The 21,361-nt window shown below is 66.7% G+C and carries 22 protein-coding genes; 15 read left to right on the top strand and 7 right to left on the bottom strand.

The features are described from left to right. Nucleotides 1-17 precede the first annotated feature (17 nt). From AWC07_RS00495 to AWC07_RS00555, 13 genes are all read left to right on the top strand, one after another. Entirely contained in the window at nt 18-1,448 is a 1,431-nt protein-coding gene (locus tag AWC07_RS00495; protein WP_036410036.1) for a bifunctional ADP-dependent NAD(P)H-hydrate dehydratase/NAD(P)H-hydrate epimerase, read from the top strand. Nucleotides 1,449-1,472: 24 nt separating this feature from the next. Beyond that, complete coding sequence (gene gad, locus AWC07_RS00500; RefSeq protein WP_036410035.1) at nt 1,473-2,855, top strand: glutamate decarboxylase; 1,383 nt, start codon at nt 1,473-1,475, stop codon at nt 2,853-2,855. A 308-nt stretch (nt 2,856-3,163) separates the two neighbouring features. Further along, the gene (locus tag AWC07_RS26380; protein WP_139829453.1) at nt 3,164-3,424 is read left to right on the top strand and encodes a hypothetical protein; all 261 of its coding nucleotides are present in this window, start codon (nt 3,164-3,166) and stop codon (nt 3,422-3,424) included. A 77-nt stretch (nt 3,425-3,501) separates the two neighbouring features. Next, a complete protein-coding gene (gene alr, locus AWC07_RS00510; RefSeq protein WP_139829454.1) occupies nt 3,502-4,662 on the top strand; it encodes an alanine racemase in 1,161 nt (386 codons plus the stop codon). Between the two features lie 59 nt (nt 4,663-4,721). Next, complete coding sequence (locus tag AWC07_RS00515; RefSeq protein ID WP_425271201.1) at nt 4,722-5,777, top strand: alpha/beta fold hydrolase; 1,056 nt, start codon at nt 4,722-4,724, stop codon at nt 5,775-5,777. After that, nucleotides 5,770-6,234: a tRNA (adenosine(37)-N6)-threonylcarbamoyltransferase complex ATPase subunit type 1 TsaE gene (tsaE, locus tag AWC07_RS00520; RefSeq protein ID WP_036420078.1), complete on the top strand. Its 465-nt coding sequence runs from the start codon at nt 5,770-5,772 to the stop codon at nt 6,232-6,234. Before AWC07_RS00515 ends, tsaE begins: the two co-directional genes overlap by 8 nt. Further along, nucleotides 6,231-6,854: a tRNA (adenosine(37)-N6)-threonylcarbamoyltransferase complex dimerization subunit type 1 TsaB gene (tsaB, locus tag AWC07_RS00525; RefSeq protein WP_036420079.1), complete on the top strand. Its 624-nt coding sequence runs from the start codon at nt 6,231-6,233 to the stop codon at nt 6,852-6,854. Before tsaE ends, tsaB begins: the two co-directional genes overlap by 4 nt. Beyond that, on the top strand, nt 6,851-7,321 hold the full coding sequence (rimI, locus tag AWC07_RS00530) for a ribosomal protein S18-alanine N-acetyltransferase (protein WP_036420080.1): 471 nt from the start codon (nt 6,851-6,853) through the stop codon (nt 7,319-7,321). The genes tsaB and rimI overlap by 4 nt, the downstream gene beginning before the upstream one ends. Next, the gene (gene tsaD, locus AWC07_RS00535; protein ID WP_036420081.1) at nt 7,318-8,358 is read left to right on the top strand and encodes a tRNA (adenosine(37)-N6)-threonylcarbamoyltransferase complex transferase subunit TsaD; all 1,041 of its coding nucleotides are present in this window, start codon (nt 7,318-7,320) and stop codon (nt 8,356-8,358) included. The genes rimI and tsaD overlap by 4 nt, the downstream gene beginning before the upstream one ends. A 331-nt stretch (nt 8,359-8,689) precedes the next feature. Beyond that, nucleotides 8,690-8,992 (top strand): co-chaperone GroES, encoded by a 303-nt coding sequence (groES, locus tag AWC07_RS00540; RefSeq protein WP_003418028.1) that lies wholly within the window; start codon nt 8,690-8,692, stop codon nt 8,990-8,992. Between the two features lie 135 nt (nt 8,993-9,127). Continuing rightward, nucleotides 9,128-10,756, top strand: coding sequence for a chaperonin GroEL (gene groL, locus AWC07_RS00545; protein ID WP_036420082.1), 1,629 nt, complete (start codon nt 9,128-9,130; stop codon nt 10,754-10,756). Between the two features lie 121 nt (nt 10,757-10,877). Beyond that, complete coding sequence (locus tag AWC07_RS00550; RefSeq protein ID WP_036420083.1) at nt 10,878-11,150, top strand: type II toxin-antitoxin system Phd/YefM family antitoxin; 273 nt, start codon at nt 10,878-10,880, stop codon at nt 11,148-11,150. Continuing rightward, nucleotides 11,147-11,398 (top strand): type II toxin-antitoxin system RelE family toxin, encoded by a 252-nt coding sequence (locus tag AWC07_RS00555; protein ID WP_036420084.1) that lies wholly within the window; start codon nt 11,147-11,149, stop codon nt 11,396-11,398. Before AWC07_RS00550 ends, AWC07_RS00555 begins: the two co-directional genes overlap by 4 nt. 167 nt (nt 11,399-11,565) lie before the next feature. On the opposite strand, the gene AWC07_RS00560 is transcribed toward AWC07_RS00555, so the two are convergent. Genes AWC07_RS00560 through AWC07_RS00575 form a run of 4 tightly spaced genes read right to left on the bottom strand, consistent with a single transcriptional unit; the run spans nt 11,566 to nt 15,227 of the window. Beyond that, a complete protein-coding gene (locus AWC07_RS00560; RefSeq protein WP_051508300.1) occupies nt 11,566-12,222 on the bottom strand; it encodes an ADP-ribosylglycohydrolase family protein in 657 nt (218 codons plus the stop codon). After that, complete coding sequence (locus tag AWC07_RS00565; protein WP_051508301.1) at nt 12,219-13,769, bottom strand: MFS transporter; 1,551 nt, start codon at nt 13,767-13,769, stop codon at nt 12,219-12,221. Before AWC07_RS00565 ends, AWC07_RS00560 begins: the two co-directional genes overlap by 4 nt. A gap of 37 nt (nt 13,770-13,806) precedes the next feature. Continuing rightward, entirely contained in the window at nt 13,807-14,913 is a 1,107-nt protein-coding gene (locus AWC07_RS00570; RefSeq protein ID WP_036420085.1) for a PPE family protein, read from the bottom strand. 14 nt (nt 14,914-14,927) lie between these two features. Beyond that, nucleotides 14,928-15,227: a PE family protein gene (locus AWC07_RS00575; RefSeq protein WP_036420086.1), complete on the bottom strand. Its 300-nt coding sequence runs from the start codon at nt 15,225-15,227 to the stop codon at nt 14,928-14,930. Nucleotides 15,228-15,298: 71 nt separating this feature from the next. Here AWC07_RS00575 and AWC07_RS00580 point away from each other — a divergent pair, with 71 nt between their 5' ends. Further along, entirely contained in the window at nt 15,299-15,580 is a 282-nt protein-coding gene (locus tag AWC07_RS00580; protein WP_036420087.1) for a hypothetical protein, read from the top strand. A 39-nt stretch (nt 15,581-15,619) separates the two neighbouring features. Here AWC07_RS00580 and AWC07_RS00585 read toward each other — a convergent pair whose 3' ends face one another. Both AWC07_RS00585 and AWC07_RS00590 read right to left on the bottom strand, forming a co-directional pair. After that, nucleotides 15,620-16,717 (bottom strand): glycosyltransferase family 2 protein, encoded by a 1,098-nt coding sequence (locus AWC07_RS00585; RefSeq protein WP_051508302.1) that lies wholly within the window; start codon nt 16,715-16,717, stop codon nt 15,620-15,622. A 13-nt stretch (nt 16,718-16,730) separates the two neighbouring features. After that, complete coding sequence (locus tag AWC07_RS00590) at nt 16,731-17,867, bottom strand: aminotransferase class I/II-fold pyridoxal phosphate-dependent enzyme (protein ID WP_167379989.1); 1,137 nt, start codon at nt 17,865-17,867, stop codon at nt 16,731-16,733. A 247-nt stretch (nt 17,868-18,114) separates the two neighbouring features. Here AWC07_RS00590 and AWC07_RS00595 point away from each other — a divergent pair, with 247 nt between their 5' ends. Further along, nucleotides 18,115-19,326, top strand: coding sequence for an Rv1453 family transcriptional regulator (locus AWC07_RS00595; RefSeq protein WP_085104905.1), 1,212 nt, complete (start codon nt 18,115-18,117; stop codon nt 19,324-19,326). A gap of 51 nt (nt 19,327-19,377) precedes the next feature. On the opposite strand, the gene AWC07_RS00600 is transcribed toward AWC07_RS00595, so the two are convergent. Continuing rightward, nucleotides 19,378-21,165 (bottom strand): N-acyl-D-amino-acid deacylase family protein, encoded by a 1,788-nt coding sequence (locus AWC07_RS00600; protein ID WP_051508251.1) that lies wholly within the window; start codon nt 21,163-21,165, stop codon nt 19,378-19,380. Nucleotides 21,166-21,361 lie beyond the last annotated feature (196 nt).

A 21,361-nucleotide genomic window follows, 5' to 3' on the forward strand; every position in this document is an offset into this window, starting at 1 on the left:
ATGGAATGCTGACACCGATGCGGCATTACTACTCTGCAGACGAGATCCGCGACGCCGAAGCACCGCTGTTGGCCAGCCTGCCCGACGGCGCACTGATGCGGCGGGCGGCCTACGGCTTGGCCACTGAGATCATCCGGGAACTGACCGACCGCACCGGCGGGGTTGCCGGCCACCGGGTGTGCGCGGTCGTCGGATCCGGGGACAACGGCGGTGACGCGCTGTGGGCGGCCACCTTCCTGCGCCGCCGCGGCGCGTCGGCCCGCGCGGTGCTGCTCAATCCGGAACGCACCCACCCTAAGGCGCTGGCGGCGTTCACCAGAGCCGGCGGTCGCATCGTCGAAAAGGTGCCTGCGGCAACCGATCTCGTTATCGATGGGGTGGTGGGCATCTCCGGTTCGGGGCCGCTGCGGCCCCGCGCGGCCGAGGTGTTCGCCGCCGTGGACGACGCCGGGATCCCGGTGGTAGCCGTCGACATCCCCAGCGGCATCGACGTGGCGACCGGGGCGATCACCGGCCCCGCGGTGCACGCCGCGCTGACCGTCACCTTCGGCGGGCTCAAACCGGTCCACGCGCTGGCCGACTGCGGCCGCGTTGTCCTGGTCGATATCGGGCTCGATTTGCCCGGCACCGACCTGCTGGGTTTGGCGGCCTCTGATGTGGCCGCGCGCTGGCCGGTGCCCGGCCCGAACGACGACAAGTACACCCAGGGCGTCACCGGTGTCCTGGCCGGTTCGTCGACGTATCCGGGTGCGGCAGTGCTGTGCACGGGTGCGGCGGTGGCGGCCACCTCGGGGATGGTCCGCTACGCCGGCAGCGCCCACGCCGAGGTGCTCTCCCATTGGCCGGAGGTGATCGCGTCGACCACCCCGGCGGCGGCCGGTCGGGTGCAGGCCTGGGTCGTGGGGCCGGGCCTGGGTACCTCAGACGAGGAGGCCGCCGGAGCGGCCGCGTTGTGGTTCGCGCTGGAAACCGACCTGCCGGTCCTCGTCGACGCCGACGGGCTGACCATGGTGGCGGCCCACCCGGAGTTGGTGGTCAATCGCCGGGCGCCGACGGTGCTGACGCCGCATGCCGGTGAATTCGCCAGGCTGGCCGGCGCACCGCCCGGTCACGACCGGGTCAGCGCCTGCCGCAAGCTGGCCGACACCTTCGGCGCCACCGTGCTGCTCAAGGGGAACGTCACCGTCATCGCCGACCCCGACGGCCCGGTGTATCTCAGTCCGGCCGGACAGTCCTGGGCGGCCACCGCCGGATCCGGTGACGTGCTGTCCGGGATGATCGGGGCGCTGCTGGCGTCGGGGCTTGCGCCGGCCGAAGCCGCCGCGGCAGCTGCCTTCGTGCATGCCCGAGCAGCGGGGCTGTCGGCCGTCGATCCGGGGCCCGGCGGCGCGCCGACGTCGGCATCACGAATCCTGCACCACATCAGAGCCGCCCTGGCTGCTCTGTAACAACTCCCGACGAAAGGATCTGCCGTGTCGCGCAGCCACCCGTCCGTGCCCTCGCATGCGATCGCTCCCGCCTACACCGGGCGGATGTTCACCACTCCCGTCCCGGCGCTGCGGCTACCCGAGGAATCGATGGAACCCGAAGCCGCCTACCAGTTCATCCACGACGAGCTGATGCTCGACGGCAGTTCGCGGCTGAACCTGGCCACCTTCGTCACCACCTGGATGGACCCCGAGGCCGGGCAGCTGATGGCCGAGACGTTCGACAAGAACATGATCGACAAGGACGAATACCCGGCGACCGCGGCCATCGAGTCCCGCTGTGTCTCCATGGTCGCCGACCTCTTCCACGCCGAGGGGCTGCGCGACGACGACGCGACCAGCGCCACCGGGGTGTCGACGATCGGCTCCAGCGAGGCGGTAATGCTGGGGGGACTGGCCATGAAGTGGCGCTGGCGGGCAAAGACCAGGGACTGGAAGGATCGCACGCCCAACTTGGTGATGGGTTCCAACGTGCAGGTGGTGTGGGAGAAGTTCTGCCGTTACTTCGACGTCGAACCCCGTTATCTGCCGATGGAAAAAGGGCGCTACGTCATCACTCCCGAGCAGGTCATCGATGCCGTCGACGAGGACACCATCGGGGTGGTGGCGATTCTGGGCACTACTTACACCGGTGAGCTGGAACCGGTTGCCGAGATCTGCGCAGCGTTGGACGCATTGGCGGCGGGCGGCGGTGTCGACGTCCCGGTGCACGTCGACGCCGCCAGTGGCGGCTTTGTGGTGCCGTTCCTGCATCCCGACCTGCAGTGGGACTTCCGGCTGCCCCGGGTGGTGTCGATCAATGTCAGCGGCCACAAGTACGGGCTGACCTATCCCGGCGTCGGGTTCGTGGTGTGGCGCGGTCCCGAGTACCTGCCGGAGGAGCTGGTGTTCCGGGTCAATTACCTCGGCGGCGACATGCCGACGTTCACGTTGAACTTCTCCCGTCCGGGCAACCAGGTTGTCGGCCAGTATTACAACTTCCTGCGGCTGGGCCGCGAGGGCTACATCAAGATCATGCAGGCCCTGTCGCAGACGGCGCGGTGGCTCGGCGAGCAGCTACAGAACGCCGAGCATTGCGAGCTGATCTCGGACGGTTCGGCGATTCCGGTCGTCGCTTTCCGGCTGGCCGGCGACCGCGGTTATACCGAGTTTGACGTCTCGCACGAGTTGCGAACGTTCGGCTGGCAGGTCCCGGCCTACACCATGCCCGACAACGCCACCGACATCTCCGTGCTGCGCATCGTGGTCCGCGAAGGGCTCTCCGCCGACCTGGCGCGGGCATTGCACGACGACATCTCTACCGCGGTGCGGACCTTGGACAAGCTCAAGCCTGGCGGGCATTACGACGCCCAGCACTTTGCGCATTAGCGCCGGCGTGTCGGGAGGCGGCCGCGCCGCAGCGGCGTTCATGTCACATCCGTCACATTGGCCTCTGCCGGGGACGGTGTTCGTTATGCCCACCTATGCGCGACACGCCGGCGTTGTCGCTGCGAGCGTTCATGGGGCTGCGCCCCGCTGTGGGGAGACGGAAATCGCGTGCTGATGCGGTTGGGTCGGCGGCTGATGGCGCCGAGTGCGCGTTGATGGCGCCGAGTGCGCCGTCAGGGCGGCCGATCACGGCGGATCCCGCCCTGCATACACAGTCAAAGCCGTCACTGCACACTCGAAACGGTGGCATGACCGCGGATGCGGTGAGCACGTCAGACAGTCCCGAACGGCTGCCCACACTCGATACGGGTTTGAGCGAAGGCGCGGTATCGGGTGTGCCGAAACCGGAAAACCGAGCCAAGGTATGCGCAGGCGGCCAGGCTGCGCACGAGGACATCGTTGACCAGCCGCATTCGTGGTCAGGTCACCATGAATTTTCGAGTGAGACGGGCACATCGGGTGCTGCCTACCTAGAGACGGGCGTGACGCATGTGACCACCGCCGCCTAGCTCTCATCGGTGATCCGAACCGTTCTGGGAGAATGGCTGCGAACCGACATACAGACGAGAGTGGGAGCACGAGTTCGTTGGCCGTTACGCCGATATCCCGGACACCGGGCGTCCTGGCCCAGGCCGTGATCGACCTGGGCGCCGTCGAGCACAACGTGCGGGTGTTGCGCGAACACGCCGGGAACGCACAGGTCATGGCGGTCGTCAAGGCAGACGGCTACGGCCACGGCGCGACCAGGGTCGCCCGGGCGGCGCTGGCGGCGGGGGCGGCCGAACTCGGTGTCGCCACCGTCGACGAGGCGCTGGCGCTGCGCGCCGACGGCATCACCGCGCCGGTGCTGGCCTGGCTCCATCCGCCCGGCATCGATTTCGCGCCCGCGTTGCTGGCCGACGTCGAAATCGCGGTCTCGTCGGCACGTCAGGTCGACGAACTGCTGGATGCGGTGGCCCGTACCGGCAAGACGGCGACGGTGACCGTCAAGGTCGACACCGGGCTTAACCGCAACGGCGTGGCGCCGCCGCTGTACCCGGAGATGCTGACCAGGTTGCGGCAGGCCGTCGCCGAAGATGCGATCCGGCTGCGGGGGCTGATGTCGCACCTGGTGTACGCCGACGCCCCGGACCGGCCCATCAACGACGTTCAGGCCCAACGGTTCCGGGACATGCTGGCATATGCCCGCGAACAGGGCGTCGGATTCGAGGTGGCGCATCTGTCGAATTCGTCGGCGACCATGGCCCGTCCCGACCTGACCCTCGACCTGGTGCGGCCGGGTATCGCGGTGTACGGGTTGAGCCCGGTTCCTGAGCTGGGCGAGATGGGCCTGGTGCCGGCGATGACCGTGAAATGCGCTGTAGCCCTGGTCAAGTCGGTCCCCGCAGGAGAAGGCGTGTCGTACGGGCACACCTGGATCGCGCCGCACGACACCACGGTGGCGCTGCTGCCGATCGGCTACGCCGACGGCGTGTTCCGGTCGCTGGGCGGGCGTCTGGAGGTACTGATCAACGGCCGGCGACGACCGGGCGTCGGCCGGATCTGCATGGACCAGTTCGTCGTCGACCTCGGCCCCGGCCGAGTCGACGTGACCGAAGGTGACGAGGCCATTCTGTTCGGGCCCGGCACCCGCGGCGAGCCTACCGCACAGGACTGGGCCAATCTGGTCGGCACCATCCACTACGAAGTGGTCACCAGCCCGCGCGGGCGGATCACCAGGACCTATCGTGAGGCCGAAAGCCGTTGAATCCCAACGAATCCCATAAGAGCCACCAGGGTAGGGCGTGGCTTGCGGGAGGCGCCGGGCTGACCGCGGTCGCCACGATCGTCGGAGCCGCTGCCCGCCGGTCGCTGGCCGAACGCAGCGGCGTCGTCGAAGACCCTTACGCCGACGAGGATTTCGAGCGGCTGGACAGCGATCGCGGCCACGTGGTGACCACGCCCGACAGGGTGCCGCTGGCGGTGCGAGAGGCCGGGCCGACCGACGCCCCGGTGACCGTGGTGTTCGCCCATGGCTTTTGCCTCCGCATGGGCGCCTTCCACTTTCAGCGGATGCGGCTGGGCGAACACTGGGGACCGCGGGTGCGGATGGTCTTCTACGACCAGCGTGGGCATGGCCAGTCCGGCGAAGCCGCACCCGAGACCTACACACTGACCCAACTGGGCCAGGACCTGGAAACGGTGCTGCGGGCCACCGCGCCGCGCGGGCCGATTGTGCTGGTCGGTCATTCCATGGGCGGCATGACGGTGTTGTCGCATGCCCGCCAGTTCCCCGAGCACTATGGACGCCGGCGACGGATCGTGGGGGCAGCGGTGATCTCCTCGGCCGCCGAAGGGGTGACGCGCTCACCGCTCGGCGAGTTCCTGAAGAACCCCGCGTTGGAAGCCGTGCGGTTCACCGCCCGCTCCGCGCCCAAGCTGGTACACCGGGGCCGCACCGTGTCCCGGTCGTTGATCGCCCCGATCCTGCGCGCCGCGTCCTTCAGCGACCTGCAGGTCAGCCGGAGCCTGGACGCGTTCTCGCAGCGGATGATGAACGACACCCCGATCGCCACCCTGGTGGAGTTCCTGCAGGCCCTGGAAGTCCACGACGAAACCGCCGGGCTGTGGACGTTGCTGAAGGTCCCGACCCTGATCGCCTGCGGCGACCACGACCTGCTCACCCCGGACGAATACTCGAAGAAGATGGCGGCTTCGCTGCCGCAGTCGGAGTTGGTCATCGTCGGCGGGGCAAGTCACCTGGCTCTGCTGGAGAAGCCCGACGCCATCAACGAGGGATTGGCTCGACTGGTCGACCGAGCCACCCCGGGCGCGATGACGTTGCGGTACCGGCGATTCCGGGAACGGTTGCGTCATGGCTGAGCGGCAGAAACTGGAGCGCGTCGAGGACACCGTCGCACTGGGAGCCCGGCTGGGTGAGCAGCTGCGGGCCGGCGACGTGGTGGTGCTCTCCGGTCCGCTGGGTGCTGGAAAGACCGTGCTGGCCAAGGGAATTGCCGCGACCATGGATGTCGACGGTCCGGTCACCTCGCCGACCTACGTGCTGGCGCGGGTACACCCGGCGCGCCGCCCCGGCCGTCCGGCGATGATTCACGTCGACCTGTACCGCTTGCTGGACCGGCCCGATCACACAACTGCCGCTCTGCTCGGCGAGCTCGACTCACTGGACCTCGACACCGAACTCGACGACGCGGTGGTGGTGGTCGAGTGGGGTGAGGGCCTGGCCGAACGCCTTTCGCAGCGATACCTCGACGTCCGGTTGGAGCGAGTCAGCCATTCCGACGTGCGGATCGCGACCTGGCAGTGGGTGTGTTCATGAGCCTCGTCCTTGCCATCGACACCGCGACCCCGGCCGTGACCGCGGGCGTGGTGCGCCTCGATGGCTTTGTCGCCGTGGCCCAGCGGGTCACCGTCGACGCGCGGGCGCACGCCGAACGGCTGACGCCTAACGTGCTGGCCGCACTTGCCGACGCGGCACTGAGCATGACCGACCTGGACGCCGTGGTGGTCGGCTGCGGGCCTGGACCCTTTACCGGTCTGCGGGCCGGGATGGCGACGGCCGCCGCCTACGGGCATGCGCTGCAGATCCCGGTGTACGGCGTGTGCAGCCTGGACGCCATCGGCGGCCATACCACCGGTGACACGCTGGTCGTCACCGACGCACGCCGGCGCGAGGTGTACTGGGCGCGCTACCGCGACGGGGTCCGCATTGCCGGGCCGGCCGTCGACGCGCCGGCCGACGTCGATCCCGGGCCGGCCCGCGCCGTCGCCGGCTCGCCCGAGCACGCGGTGCTGTTCGGCCTGCCACGGTGTGAGCCGGTGTATCCGACCCCAGTCGGGCTGGTGGCTGCGGTGAGCGAATGGTCCGACAACCCGCCGCCGCTGATGCCGCTGTATCTGCGCAGGCCGGATGCCAAGCCGTTGGCGGCTCGCGCATGACCGCCCACACCGAACCCGTCATCCTCGGTGCGCTGACGCCCGCGGACGCCAAGCGGTGCGCCGAGCTGGAAGCGCAGCTGTTCGACGGCGACGACCCGTGGCCGGCGGTGGCGTTCGAACGAGAACTGGCCAGCGCGCGCAACCACTACGTGGGCGCGCGCAGCGGCGACGCCCTGGTCGGCTATGCCGGCATTTCACGATTGGGCAGCACCGCGCCCTACGAGTACGAGGTGCACACCATCGGGGTGGATCCGGCTTACCAGGGACAAGGCATCGGCCGCCGGCTGCTCAACGACCTGCTCGCCTTCGCCGATGGCGGCGTCGTATACCTGGAGGTCCGCACCGACAACGAGGCCGCCCTCGCGCTGTATCGCAGCGTGGGTTTCGAGCAGATCGGCCTGCGCCGGCGCTACTACCGGGTCAGCGGCGCCGACGCCTACACGATGCGACGGGAGCCGCGCCGATGACCATCATCCTGGCCATCGAAACCTCGTGCGACGAAACGGGAGTCGGCATCGCACGGCTGGAGGGCACGGGTGTTGGGGCCACGGTGACATTGCTGGCCGACGAGGTGGCCTCCAGCGTCGACGAGCACGTGCGGTTCGGCGGCGTCGTTCCCGAGATCGCCTCCCGGGCGCACCTGGAAGCGCTTGGTCCCGCGATGCGTCGGGCACTGGTGGCGGCCGGTGTGAAACGACCGGACATCATCGCCACCACCATCGGCCCGGGCCTGGCCGGTGCGCTGTTGGTGGGGGTGGCCGCGGCCAAAGCCTATGCGGCGGCGTGGGGAGTGCCGTTCTACGCCGTCAACCACCTGGGCGGGCACCTGGCCGCCGACGTGTACGAACACGGCCCGCTGCCCGAGTGCGTGGCGCTGCTGGTGTCGGGCGGGCACACCCACCTGTTGCACGTGCGGTCGCTCGGCGAACCGATCGTCGAGCTGGGCAGCACCGTCGACGACGCGGCCGGTGAGGCCTACGACAAGGTGGCGCGGCTACTGGGGCTGGGCTATCCGGGCGGCAAGGTGCTCGACGACCTGGCCCGCACCTGCGGCCGCGAGGCCGCGGAGATCCCCGTGTTCCCGCGCGGCATGACCGGGCCGGATGATCCCTACGCGTTCAGCTTCTCCGGGCTCAAGACCGCGGTGGCCCGCTATCTGGAAAGCCATCCGTACTTCCGGCCCGCCGACGTCGCGGCCGGATTCCAGGAGTCCGTCGCCGACGTGTTGACCAGGAAGGCGGTGCGCGCGGCCACCGACCTGGGGGTGTCGACCCTGCTGATCGCGGGCGGTGTGGCCGCCAACTCCCGGCTGCGCGAGCTGGCCACCCAGCGCTGCGCCGAGGTGGGGCTGAGTCTGCGAATCCCCAGGCCCCGGCTGTGCACCGACAACGGCGCCATGATCGCCGCGTTCGCCGCGCACCTGGTGGCCGCGGGGGCGCCGCCGTCACCGCTGGAAGCGGCGACCGATCCCGGCCTACCCGTGGTAATAGGGCAGGTGAGCTAGCCCAGAGCTAGCCCTTTTTCACCAAATTGCCGTCATGGCTGGGGTTGGTGCGCCGATCACAACCATGGCGGCAATCTCGGTGTCGGCAGCCTCCACGACGCCAACACGCAGAAGCACCGGGGTGCCCTTGAGTGCTAGCACTCTCATGTATAGAGTGCTAGGTGGCAGTCGGACGACCCCTGTTGCCGGCACCCGCGACGACGGCGCGAGGGCACGGAAGAATGCCGAATCACCTGGTAATTCGGACGGTTCCGGGGCAAGCCCCGGACCGACCGCCAACTCCGGTCCGGGGCTGAACCCGGACCCGACCCAATAGTGGAGGGCTCCAATCGTGGCGAAGGTGAACATCAAGCCACTCGAGGACAAGATTCTCGTGCAGGCCAACGAGGCCGAGACCACGACCGCATCCGGTCTGGTCATTCCCGACACCGCTAAGGAGAAGCCCCAGGAGGGCACCGTCGTCGCTGTCGGCCCCGGCCGGTGGGACGAGGATGGCGAGAAGCGAATCCCGCTGGACGTCGCCGAGGGCGACACCGTCATCTACAGCAAGTACGGCGGCACCGAGATCAAGTACAACGGCGAGGAATACCTGATCCTGTCGGCACGCGACGTGCTGGCTGTCGTTTCCAAGTAGCAGAACCGTGTTCCGCCCCGGCGATCCCCGTGCTCGGCCACGGGTGATTTCCGGGGCGGCTCGCGTTAGCAGCCGAGACCGTAGTGGACGCCTTAGTGGACGCCGTAGTGGACATTGCCCGGCGGAAGGAACCTGATGAGCAAGCTTATTGAGTACGACGAAATCGCGCGTCGCGCCATGGAGGCGGGCGCGGACAAGCTCGCCGACACGGTAAGGGTGACGTTGGGCCCGCGTGGTCGGCACGTGGTGTTGGCCAAGTCCTTCGGCGGACCCACCATCACCAACGACGGCGTCACCGTCGCGCGTGAGATCGACCTGGCGGACCCCTTCGAGAACCTGGGCGCCCAGCTGGTGAAATCTGTGGCCACCAAGACCAACGACGTGGCCGGCGACGGCACCACCACCGCCACCGTGCTGGCCCAAGCTCTGCTCAAGGCCGGCCTGCGGCTGGTCGCTGCGGGTGTCAACCCGATCGCGCTCGGCGCCGGCATCGGCAAGGCTGCCGACGCGGTGTCCGAGGCGCTGCTCGCGGCGGCCACGCCGGTATCGGGCAAGGACGCCATCGCGCAGGTGGCCACGGTGTCCTCGCGCGACGAGCAGATCGGTGAGCTGGTGGGCGAGGCGATGACCAAGGTCGGCGCCGACGGCGTGGTCAGCGTCGAGGAATCCTCGACGCTGACCACCGAGCTGGAGTTCACCGAGGGTGTCGGCTTTGACAAGGGCTTTTTGTCGGCGTACTTCGTCACCGACTTCGACTCGCAGGAGGCCGTCCTCGAAGACGCGGTGATCCTGTTGCACCAGGAGAAGATCAGCTCGCTGCCGGACCTGCTGCCGCTGCTGGAGAAGGTCGCCGAAGCCGGCAAGCCGCTGGTGATCATCGCCGAGGACGTCGAGGGCGAGGCGCTGGCGACGCTGGTCGTCAACTCCATCCGCAAGACGCTGCGAGCGGTCGCGGTGAAGTCGCCGTACTTCGGCGACCGGCGCAAGGCGTTCCTGCAGGATCTGGCGGCGGTGACGGGCGCCGAGGTGGTCAATCCCGACGCCGGCCTGGTGCTGCGGGAAGTGGGCCTGGAGGTGTTGGGCTCGGCCCGTCGGGTGGTGGTCAGCAAGGACCAGACCATCATCGTCGACGGCGGCGGCGCTCCGGAAGCGGTCGCGGCCCGGGTCAATCTGCTGCGCGGCGAGATCGAGCGAAGCGACTCCGATTGGGATCGCGAGAAGTTGGGCGAGCGGCTGGCCAAGTTGGCCGGCGGGGTGGCCGTCATCAAGGTGGGTGCCGCCACCGAGACGGAGCTCAAGGAACGCAAGGAAAGCGTCGAGGACGCGGTCGCTGCCGCCAAGGCTGCCCTCGAGGAGGGCATCGTGGCCGGGGGCGGCTCCGCGCTGATCCAGGCCCGCCAGGCGCTGAAGGACCTGCGCGCGTCACTGTCCGGCGACGAGGCGATCGGCGTCGACGTGTTCTCCGAGGCCCTCGCCGCGCCGCTGTACTGGATCGCTACCAACGCCGGGCTGGACGGCGCGGTCGCCGTCAGCAAGGTCAGCGAGTTGCCCGCCGGACACGGGTTGAACGCCAGCACGCTGACCTATGGCGACCTGGCCGCCGACGGTGTCGTCGACCCGGTCAAGGTGACCCGCTCCGCGGTGCTCAACGCCGCATCGGTGGCCCGGATGGTGCTCACCACCGAGACCGCAATTGTCGACAAGCCCGCCAATGCGGAGGAGCACGACCACGGCCACGGTCATGGCCACCACCACCATCACTGAGTAAGCAATGCGGAGCGCCCCCGGTCCTCACAGACCGGGGGTGTTTTTCGGCGACGCGCGTGCCTTGCCCATTGATCAGGGCCGCTGCCACATTCTGGAGCAGTGTGTAACATATGTACACATGAGTACTCATAGCTTGCGGGATCTTCGCAAAAGCCTGGGAGCGGTTGTGCGGGCGGTGGCCTCGACAGGCGAAGAAGCCATTATCACCGACAGTGGTACCGAGGTGGCCGTGATCATCAGCTTGGCCGACTATGAGCGGCTGCATGAGCACGCTGATGTCGTCGACGCCCTTAGGCTGCGCGAGCTACGGGCCAACCCGTTTCGTGCGGTGCCTCTGGCAGAGATGCTCGACGAGCTCGGTGTCGGCGCGGACGCGTTCGCGGCCGGATGAGAATTTCGTTCCACCCTGATGTACTCAAGCAGTTGCAGCGGCTTGCGCGTGCTGAATTGGAAACAGCTCTGCAGCTGATAATCGGTCTGTCCCACGATCCGCGACCCGTCAACGCGAAGAAACTCGTTGGGAGTCAGCGTGATTGGCGTGCTCGCTTCGGGCAATATCGCGTGGTGTACTCCATCGACGACGTCGCCGGTGAGGTGACGGTATTCAACGTGGCCAAGCGCAGCGACGCCTACCGGTGACACGTGGCGCTAGAGGAACTCGGCGAAGCGATGGAAGGGGTCTAGTCGCCTCCTCGGCCACCCAACCCTGCCCCAACCCGGCAATGGCCTCATGGGCCGCATGGCGGGGCCCGCCCCGACCGGCGGCAGCCTGGGCGGCCTCGACCGCGGTGAGGGTTTCGGCGTGGTCACCGAACTCGGCGAGGATGCGTTTGGCCTCCGGCAGTGCCTCCGCCAGCGGTATTCCGCGGACCAGCTGGTAGATGAGTGCCGAGAAGACCCCGGCCGACAACGAGCCCGTGGGGACCATGAGTCAGGGCGGCAAGTTCGGTACCGATCTGGAACGCCTGGTGCAGGGTCGCTTCGGGCCGCCGCGAGACAAACAGCCCTACCGGAGCCACCCGCATGACACCGCCGCAGCCCTTACTGTGGTTGTTCGCGGGGTCGCCGAGGCGGCGCATCCCGCGAAGCGCCGAGACGCAGGTATTGCCCGGCGCGTGTTGGCTGTGCAACCTGCGCTGCTGGTAGAGCCAGCCCGGCTGCCCTTCACCGAATGGCTCGCCGATCCCGACTCGGTGCACGGGAGATCCACCCTGGGTGTGCAGCCACCGCAGATAGGCGTTGGCCGTGACACCGGTATACGTCGACACGCCCCGCCTACTTCCGCGAACCCAGTACCGCAGCAGTCCTTCGGCGGTGAACAGCGTCATTTGAGTGTCGTCGGTAACCATGCCGACGCCGCCGTAGGCGGGCGCATACGAGGTGAGCCCCTCCGGGCCGAACCGCGCCAGGATCTGCTCGCGGGTGTGGAATTCGACCGGTGCGCCCAACGCATCACCCGTCATGCGTTCTGATCTGCTCGATTCCGTGGGAGCAGCACCCAGACGGCGACCGCCGCGGCCAGCGGTATCAGTGCCATGGCCAGGCTGGTGGTGCGCAATGCCGAGGCAATGAGCTCCTGGGTGTCTGCCAAAACCCGATGCACCAAATCCGGATTGAGAGTTGCGAGGCCGCCGAGGTGACCCCCGCCGTTCGAGCGCGACGCTTCCAAGGCGTTGGCGGCTTGAGCGGGAGAGACACCCGTGCCGGCGAGCCGCTCCCGGGCTCGTGCGGCGTAGAACGTGGTCGTGAGCAGGGTGACAACGGTGGGACCCAGGGAGTAGAAGGATTGGCCGGCCCCCGGTTTGACCGCCGACACCGAACCCTCCAGCCCCGGCGGGGCATAGCTCATCATGATGCTGGCTTGCGGGGGCTCAACCATGGCAACCCCGACGCTCAATGTCACCACCCCCACGCCGATCACCGGCAGGGATGTGCTCACCCCGAAGGTGGCGAACATGCAGCTGGCCAGGGTGAGCAGTCCGAGACCCCACAGCATGGTGGTACGTGGCGAAGTCCGGATCATCATGCGACCGCCCAGGACGGCCGCGGGCGCTTGCACCGCGGCGGCCAGCACCAGCAGTAGGCCCAGCACCGTCGGTGAAAACCCGCGGACCACCGTGGTGTAGTAGCCCAGCAGGAGCACCCGGCCGGCCAGCAGGAAGTTGAAGGCCAATCCGGTGATGACCGCGGCGTTGAAGGGGCCGGCCCGGAAGATCCGCAGGTTCAGAGCCGGCTGGTCGGTGTGCTGCTCCCACCAGACGAAGAAGACTCCGGCGGCCAGCCCGATCAGCAGCGGCGGCATGGCCGCGCCGGGGCCATGAGCGAGGCGGGACAGTCCGTAAACGAGGCTGACCATCATGAGGCCGGCCGCGCCGATGCCGGGGTAGTCGATCCGGCGGCCCTGGATGCGGAATGTCTCGGGGACGAAGCGCAGCGTGATGGGGATGGTGATCAACGCCGCGGCCGGGGCGACGACCAAAGCCCAGCGCCACCCCAGCGACTCGACCAGGATGTCGCCGATCAGTGGTAGCGGCGCCCCGGCCAGGAATGCGGTTCCGAGGAAGAGGCTGATGGCCTTGCCTCGCTGTGCGGGCGGGAAGACGGCGTTGATGATTGCCAGGGAAAGCCCCAGCAGAAAGGCGAAACCCACACCGGTCAGCGCACGGGTGATCATCAGGATCACCGCGTTGGGCGAGAGCGCAGCGAGCAGACCGCTGACGATCACGCCGGCCAGGCCCAGTAGATACATCCGGCGTTTGCCGTAGATGTCGCCCAGCGTGCCGGCGCCGAGGATGGTCGCGGCCAGAGTCAGCGTGGCCAGACTCGCGGTGAATCCGGCGGCGGCGGTACTCATATGCAGGCCCTCGCGCACCGGCACCAGGCTGCTGGAGAAGATAGCCGGGTCGACGCCGGTGATGGCGAAGCCCAGACCCATGGCCAGCACGGTCATCCATTGGGCGAACGTCAGCTTGTCCTGGGCCGACGGGGTTTGCGTGTAGAGCGCAGCCATGGGGGTTCCTCCGTTTTGACGTGTGGGGCGAGTCGGGTTAACCGGCGGCGGGCGAGCCGACGATCACGAAGCGCTGCGCAAGGCCGTATCGGGATGCGCTAGCGCTGCTCGTGTTGGCGGTTCTGCCCGCCGCTGGCAGACCGCCCAGCATGGGGGCTGCTGCATCCGGTGCAATCTGGGAAGTGGACGCAAGCCCGGTGTTCGGCAATGCCGTGGCGGCGTGGCTGATGTTCGGGGCTGCGGCGCCCCAACTGTGTGGTACCGACAATGCCCCGATCGAACCGGCCCGGCCCATACCCGCCGACACCATACCGGCCCGGCCCAGACCCGGCATCTTGATCGGAAAGCTGGTGACCGCCTGCGCCAGCGGTCCCGCGGCCTGTGCGGCGACCTGCCCCATCGACATGAACGACCTCAGGACCGACGTGATGGACATCGTCGCCGACGTACTGCCCATGACGACCTCGACCGGGGTCAGCATTCCTTCTTCAACCGTCACCGCGCCGGCGACCAGCGGACGGAGGGTAAACCACTTCAGCAGCGACGGCACGGCGGTGATCAACTGTGACAACTTCACCGCGTTGCTGGCGACCGCTTGACTGGCCGTCCGGCCGGCCGCGTGGGCGACCTCCGGCGCTACGGCGAACGGGGTCAATCGGGTTGCGGCCGCCGCGGCGGCGGCGTAGCCGTACATCGCGGCGGCGTCTTGGGCCCACATCGTGGCGTAGTGGGCCTCGGTGGCCGCGATCGCCGGAGTGTTCTGGCCCAGGACGTTGGTCGCTACCAGCGCCATCAGCAGCGCGCGGTTGGCCGCGACCTCCGCCGGCGGCACCGTCATCGCGAACGCCGCATGGTAGGCGGCTGCGGCTGCGGTGGCCTGCCCGGCGGTCGCCTCGGCCTGCCCGGCCGTGACGTTCAGCCACGCCAGGTAGGGGGCGGTCGCGGTCGCCATCGCCACCGATGCCGCACCCTGCCAGGGCCCGCCAACAAGCCCCGAGATCACCGACCAGCACCGAGCGGCGGTGGAGTATAACTCGGCGGACAGGCCATCCCAGGCCGCCGCCGCAGCCAGTAGCGGCCCGGAACCTACTCCGGCATACATGCGCGCGGAGTTGATCTCCGGCGGCAAAACTGCGTAGTCCATCGCGGCCCCCCCGCTCAGCCGAACGCAGCGGTGTTGGCGGCTTCGGCGGCGCCGTACGAGGCGGCGCTGGTGCCCAACGTGGTCACCAACTGGTCGTGAATGGCCGCGGCGTGGGCGCTGATCTCCTGGTACAGGACGGCGTGCGCGGCGAACTGAGCGGCGATCAGCGCGGAAACCTCGTCGGCAGCGGGTGGCACGACCGCGGTGGTCGTGGCTGTCGCGGCCGCGTTGTGCGCGTTCATCGCCGAGCCGATACCCAGCAAATCGGCTGCTGCGGCCACCAGCGCCGGTGGCTGAGTGGTCACGAAAGACATGCGCTTACCTCCCTCTGAGTTGACCTGTGAGCTGGTCCCTGAACTGGCCGTGTACAGGCCAAGTGCTCTCTATGATCGAGACCACAGCACCGCCGCCCAAGGGTGAAATGACCCAACCCAAGTCGACGGATGGTGCAAAAGTGTGCGCACACCGCGCGATCGGCGCCGACGTGGTCGCCGCCCGCGGATGCCGCAGGCCTGTGCCCACGCCCCTGCGGTGTCTGGTCCGGTTGCAGGAATCCTCGGACTTCGTTGTCACGCTCGATGTGGCCTGTCCGGCCGCGGCTACCAACCCGTTGCGCCCCACTGCGATTCATTACCGCTACGTCGCCTACCGCGCGGCGCTAGGGTGATTTCCGGTTCATGCCGGAGTCCGTGCCACTACCCAGGTCTCATGGCAAGGACCCCAAATATGTTGGCTTGCTTAGGACTATCGGCCCCGCCCAAATGCCGGTCCCGACACTGTCGGCCACGCGTTGTTCCGCAGTGTGCCCTGCCGTCGCTGCGTCCCTGCGCCCGAACGGCGGCGTCGTGGCTGTCCGGCCAAGCTTGGCGCGCAGCTTCGATAATGTGAATCGATTGTTTTCGACGTCGTAGAAAAACCGCACCGGCCGGAACGTCAAATACACCAGCAGCAGAATGACCATCGTCAGCAGCGCGGTCCAGCTCTTGACGCCATGAGCTTTTGTTGTCCTGGTATAACGCGTGATATATCGGTAAAAGTCGCGTACCGGAGATTCCAACCGCCGGCCCGATATGCCTGCGATCATTGCCGGCTCGTAGGCAATCTCGAAGTCATTCTTGAACAGCGTCAGAGCAAGATCGATATCTTCGTGCAGTTGATCCTCGAGATCCCGATGGGCCAGCTGACGGACCGCCCGCCACGCCGAGCCCCGGATTGCCATGTTGGCGCCCAGAAGAAACCGCTGATCCGTTGAGTGGCGCCGCAAGTAGCTGCGAATCCGGTGGTCTCCCCAGAAAGCCAGCCTTCGCAGGGGCATGTCGTGATAGAAAACCGGACCGGTCGCCGCGTCCACGGTGGGGTCGGTAAATCGGCGCCGAATTGTCTCCACCCAGTCAGTGGCGATGAAGGTATCGGCGTCGATGCGGCCGATGACATCGCTGCACGCATGGTCGAATCCGTGGTTGCGCGTCGGGATGAGTCCTTGATGCTCATTCTGCTCGAGCAGGCGGATGTTTAGCTGCCGGTGGTGTCTTTGATATCGGCGTACCACTGCCAGGGTGTCGTCGGTCGATTTGTTGTTGACCACGATGATTTCGTCCGGCGCGGATGTCTGGGCGATGCACGATTCCAGGCATCTGCCGATAATTCGCTCCTCGTTATAGGCTGGGATAACTATTGCTACGGACGGCCGCCGCGATATGGCGGTGGGCCGTATTTCCGGGATATTCGGACGTCGATAGGCCGGCAGCGGTCCGCCGTGATAGTCACCCGGTCCGCGGGTCAATAACAACTGTGGAGCGTTCACGACATCTTCCTAACTACAAAGCGATCTTGCCGAGATCGAGCAAATTGCTGGTTGCCTCCAGAAACTGGTCGTTTTCGTGCGGCAAACCGGCGGAAACGCGTAGATAGTGCGGTAAACCTACGTCGCCGAGCACGATGCCGATGTCTGCATAGGCTTCCCAGACCGCGTGCGCGTCTTTGAATTTCCCCATGAGAAAGAAGTGGGCGTCGCTGTGGGGAATGTCGAACCCTTCGCGTTGTAGATAGGCGACCATCCGCTCACACTCCAGCAGGAGTTCGGGGACCTTAGCCAGGATCTCGTCGGCGCGATCTATGATCACAGCCGCCGCGGCTTGTGTTATGGATGACACGTGATACGGAAGCTGTGTTGCACGCAGCGCATTAATAATCTGGGGACCAGCTATCATGTAGCCTAACCTGCCGCCGGCGAAAGTGAACGCCTTGCTCAGGGTCCGGCAGAGCACCACCTTCTCCGGGTACCGGTGTATCAGTTGGACCGCGCTGTCTTTCGTTGACATTTCGATGTATGTTTCATCGATAACCAGTATTCCTGAGCGCAACCGGTGAAGTACTTCCTCGAACATGTCTATGCTGAAACTGTCGCCGCTGGGATTGTTCGGGCTTGCGATGACCACGACGTCGGGCTGGCATTTTCCTATAGCGGTGAGGGCCGCGTCTATGTCTCGCTGCGGGAAAGTGCGTGTCGGTACGCTACTCCATTGTGTGCCGGCGGCTTCCGCGATGACCGGGAAATATCTGTACGACGGTTCCAGACCGAGTACGGTTCCCCCCGGCCCGGCGAATGTGCGAAAGATCTGCCTTAATACTTCGTTACAGCCATTGGCTACCCAGATGTTTTCATGAGTCACGGCGATGCGTGCGTGGTCGGCAACGTATCCCGCCAACTTCGTTCGTAATACACTCGTGTCACTGTCGGGATAGTTGTTGATGGCTGCGATTTGAGTTCTGACCGCTTCGATCACCGCATTTTGAATGTGCGGTGCTAACGGGTACGGGTTAACCGGATAATGCAGTCCGATCCAGCCGTATCCGAGTGGGCCGGCCGGAAGGACGCGGCCGAGTAGCTTGGCTTGGTCCGGCGATTTCGTCGCACCGCCAGAATGGTGCAGCGGAAGTGATGTGGTTTTCATGTTTCCCCATATTGGAATACTCGGCGGCGGTCGGAATGACCTCGGTGGCGGAGCGGCCGCCATCACACAATGCGCGCTCGTCGCCGCGCCGGTGCCCGGCAAGTTGCTCACCACCGCCGCAGACGGCTATGGCTGCCGACGATCTGTGATCCATCATCGTTATCGGGCCGTTGCCGTCCAAGGGCTAAACCTCCCAATTCGGCCTATGAATGGTGCAAAAGTGTGCATTCCGGTCTAGGGTGTATGGGTGGTATGGCAAAGTCCGTCGCCGCAGGTGTGCGAGATGATCCGGCAGGGAGCGCGGATCGTCCTCAACGCTCCCCCGGAATGGTTTGACGAATATGACCGGCAAACTATGGCGGCCAACCCGTCGATAGCCGACGATCCCGTTCTGGCAGCGGCCGCCCGACGAAGCATTCGCTCCAGCCTGATGCATTGGGCCGCGGCGAATGTCAGCAACCCGGGCGCTCCGGTGCCGCCCAATGTGGGCCCCGAGCCGCTGAGTATCGCCCGGGACATGGCACGCCGTGGCCTGGAGCCGTTCACTTTCCGCCCGGCACTGACCGTGGGCTGGCGGCTCTGGATGGATATCGCCTTCACGCTCGCCTCCGACCCCGACGAGCTGCGCGAGCTGCTCGACGTGTCCTTCCGGTCCGTCAGCAATTTCATCGATGCCACGGCTGCCGGTATCGCCGCTCAGGTGCAACGGGAGCGCGACGAATTGGCGCGCGGCACCCACGCCGAGCGCCGGGAAGTCACCGCGCTGATCCTCGACGGCGCACCGATCAGCCGCCAGCGCGCCGAAGCGCGATTGGGCTACGCCCTGAACCGCGCCCACATCGGCGCGGTCATCTGGAGCGACGAACCCGACGGCGACCTCAGCCAGCTCGATCGCGTCGCTGACGCCTTCGGCGATGCCGCCGGTTTTGCGCGGCCACTGACGGTGATCGCGAGCGCGGCTACCCGTTGGGTGTGGGTGCCCGAGTCCGTCCTCGATGTCGAGCTGGTTCGGCGGGCGGTCGAGGGCACACCCGGTGCGCGAATCGCCATCGGCACCACCGCGAAGGGAATCGAAGGCTTCCGGCGCAGCCACCTTGAGGCGCTCACCACACAGCGCATGGTGGCCGGGCTGCAATCCCAGCAGCGGGTAGCGTTTTTCGCCGATGTCCAGTTGATCGCATTGATCACCCAAAACCGGGAAGCCGCAGAGGAATTCATCAAAAACACGCTGGGGGACTTTGAGTCGGCCGGCCCCGAGCTGCACAAGACGGTGCTGACCTACATCAACGAGCAGTGCAGCGTCGGGCGCACCACGAAGCTTCTGTACACACACCGCAACACCTTGCTGCGTCGACTCGAGCGTGCTGAGCAACTCCTGCCGCGGCCCCTGGAGCACAGCAGCGTTCACGTCGCCGTCGCGCTCGAACTCCTGCAATGGCGCGGCAAACCGGCCACGTAGGACTCACGTCTCTTTTCTGGTCTTTTATGGTCGCTTCTGGTGGGGCCTGCGTTACCTGAGTGCGGTGTGGGTGGACGGCAGAAACGTCCCGTAGTCCTGAGACTGGCCGAGATCCGTTGCATACCCAGATGTTTGGGTGTAAGCGGTGCGCCCATTGATGAGCACGGCGTGCACGGCGTCGTCGTTGCGGTTGACCACGCGGTCCAGTCCGAAGGCGTCGGGGGCGGGTGCCTCGGTGATCTCGAAGACCTGGTCGGTGAGCCCGTCGGGGTCGACCACCACCACGTCGGCGCGGGCGCCGATGCGCAGGCGACCGGCCTCGACGCCCCACCAGTCGGCCAGATCCGAGGTCAGCTTGCGCACCATCTCGCCGACGGTAATCTTGGGGAGCGGCGATTGTTCGGCCCGCTTGGCCATCGTCAGGGCACGCACTCCGAAGTTGTAGTTCGCCAGGCTGCGCAGGTGCGCGCCGGAATCGGCGAATCCAATGTGGGTGCCGGGGCTGGCCAGCAAGTCGAGCACGATGTCGGGACGGTGATTGCCCACGACGGTGTACCATCGCAACTTCTCCCGCCAGGTGGCGGCCAGATCCAGGAATACCTCGGCGGGGTGCTGGCCGCGCTCGCGGCTGAGGTCTTGGAAGGTGCGACCCACCACCGAGACATCGGGGCAATCGATGATGACGGCATCGTCGAATCGCCGGTTCCACAGGCCGTTCATCATGAATCCGCCCATGTCCTTGATGAATTGGGCCCGGAACTCCGGATCGGTCAGCAGCGCGTACTGATCGTCGGCGGTGCGCAGCTTGCGTAGCGCGATACCGCTGCTGAACTCCTCGAAGGCCGCGAAATCCACGCCGTCGACGAAAATCGTCATCGGGCCGGGCAGCGCCTGAAAACGCAAGTTGCCGCCAAGAATTCGGTTGGTCAGCCACGCCAGCAGGCGCGACACCCGGTGCAGCATCGGGTTGGACTTGAAGTCCATTGCGGTCAGCAGGCTGGTGCGCAGCGGCCGACGACCGATGCCGGACGCGGTCAATGCGAACGCCAGCACGTTCACCTGAGTCTCGGCGTTGGGGGCGCTCTGCAGGATCCGGCCCCGTCGGCGCAGCCGCTTGTGCAGCCTGCGGTATTCGCGCCACCTCGCGAACGTCGACGGCAACGGTTCTGCCCAGGCCCGGTCACCGGCCAGCTTGTCGCGACGAGTGGTCATCGTCGACAACCCCAGGAAGCCTTCGTCCAGAGCGTCGTCGAGAATGCGCTCCATTGAAGCCATCTGGGTGTCACTCGGCTGAAAGTGCTTGTCCGTGGCCGCTTCTAAACCCAGCACACCGACCCGCAGATCACTGTGACCCAGCATGGCCGCGACGTTGGGGCCCAGTGGCTGCTGTTGAAGCCATTGCCGGTATTCGCCTGGCGTGCTCCAAGTCTTGCTCTGCTGCAGAATCGTCTTGATGCCCGAATGCGGGATGGCCTCCACCCGGGCGAACAGGTCCGCCGAATCGTCGGCATCCACGGTCACCATGCTCAACGAGCAGTTACCGGTGACCACGGTGGTCACCCCGTGCCGTACCGACTCGGGCAGCCCAGGGGCGGTGACAATTTCGGCGTCGTAGTGCGAGTGGATCTCCAGAAAGCCTGGCATCACCCATTTTCCGGCGGCGTCGATAACTTCGTCGAAGCTGCCGGGATTCAGCGGCTGCGCGGACACGTTGATCACCACCCCGTCGGCGATCGCGATGTCGCGGATCACCCCTGGCGTGCCGCTGCCGTCGAAAACCAGCCCGCGGGAAATCAAGACTCGGGGATTGGACTTGCCGTCGCTTGCCGTGGTGTTCATTCGGCTGGATCCTTTCGGCCGGACCTCGACGTCAGCGCCGGGCGCAATGAGCTGAGGTGCTCGAAGTGTTCTCCATCATCGAGGCCGCAGCACCGCTCGCCAAAGGTCACAATGTCCCAATTCGTGCGAACGGATGGTGCAAAAGTGTGCACGACTGATGTCCCGGTTCCCGGCAGCGAACGCCGAACGACCCGAG

The sequence above is a fragment of the Mycobacterium gastri genome, assembly GCF_002102175.1.
Classification (GTDB): Bacteria; Actinomycetota; Actinomycetes; order Mycobacteriales; family Mycobacteriaceae; genus Mycobacterium; species Mycobacterium gastri.

Bases quoted from the DNA above. Each gene is read 5' to 3' on its own strand.
- AWC07_RS00570 (WP_036420085.1), bottom strand. From the start codon at position 14,913: ATGGACTACGCAGTTTTGCCGCCGGAGATCAACTCCGCGCGCATGTAT.
- AWC07_RS00600 (WP_051508251.1), bottom strand. From the start codon at position 21,165: ATGAACACCACGGCAAGCGACGGCAAGTCCAATCCCCGAGTCTTGATT.
- tsaD (WP_036420081.1), top strand. From the start codon at position 7,318: ATGACCATCATCCTGGCCATCGAAACCTCGTGCGACGAAACGGGAGTC.
- rimI (WP_036420080.1), top strand. From the start codon at position 6,851: ATGACCGCCCACACCGAACCCGTCATCCTCGGTGCGCTGACGCCCGCG.
- AWC07_RS00590 (WP_167379989.1), bottom strand. From the start codon at position 17,867: ATGAAAACCACATCACTTCCGCTGCACCATTCTGGCGGTGCGACGAAA.
- AWC07_RS00495 (WP_036410036.1), top strand. From the start codon at position 18: ATGCGGCATTACTACTCTGCAGACGAGATCCGCGACGCCGAAGCACCG.
- tsaB (WP_036420079.1), top strand. From the start codon at position 6,231: ATGAGCCTCGTCCTTGCCATCGACACCGCGACCCCGGCCGTGACCGCG.
- AWC07_RS00565 (WP_051508301.1), bottom strand. From the start codon at position 13,769: ATGGCTGCGCTCTACACGCAAACCCCGTCGGCCCAGGACAAGCTGACG.
- tsaE (WP_036420078.1), top strand. From the start codon at position 5,770: ATGGCTGAGCGGCAGAAACTGGAGCGCGTCGAGGACACCGTCGCACTG.
- groL (WP_036420082.1), top strand. From the start codon at position 9,128: ATGAGCAAGCTTATTGAGTACGACGAAATCGCGCGTCGCGCCATGGAG.
- AWC07_RS00560 (WP_051508300.1), bottom strand. From the start codon at position 12,222: ATGACGGGTGATGCGTTGGGCGCACCGGTCGAATTCCACACCCGCGAG.
- AWC07_RS00550 (WP_036420083.1), top strand. From the start codon at position 10,878: ATGAGTACTCATAGCTTGCGGGATCTTCGCAAAAGCCTGGGAGCGGTT.
- AWC07_RS00575 (WP_036420086.1), bottom strand. From the start codon at position 15,227: ATGTCTTTCGTGACCACTCAGCCACCGGCGCTGGTGGCCGCAGCAGCC.
- AWC07_RS00580 (WP_036420087.1), top strand. From the start codon at position 15,299: ATGATCGAGACCACAGCACCGCCGCCCAAGGGTGAAATGACCCAACCC.
- AWC07_RS26380 (WP_139829453.1), top strand. From the start codon at position 3,164: ATGACCGCGGATGCGGTGAGCACGTCAGACAGTCCCGAACGGCTGCCC.
- AWC07_RS00555 (WP_036420084.1), top strand. From the start codon at position 11,147: ATGAGAATTTCGTTCCACCCTGATGTACTCAAGCAGTTGCAGCGGCTT.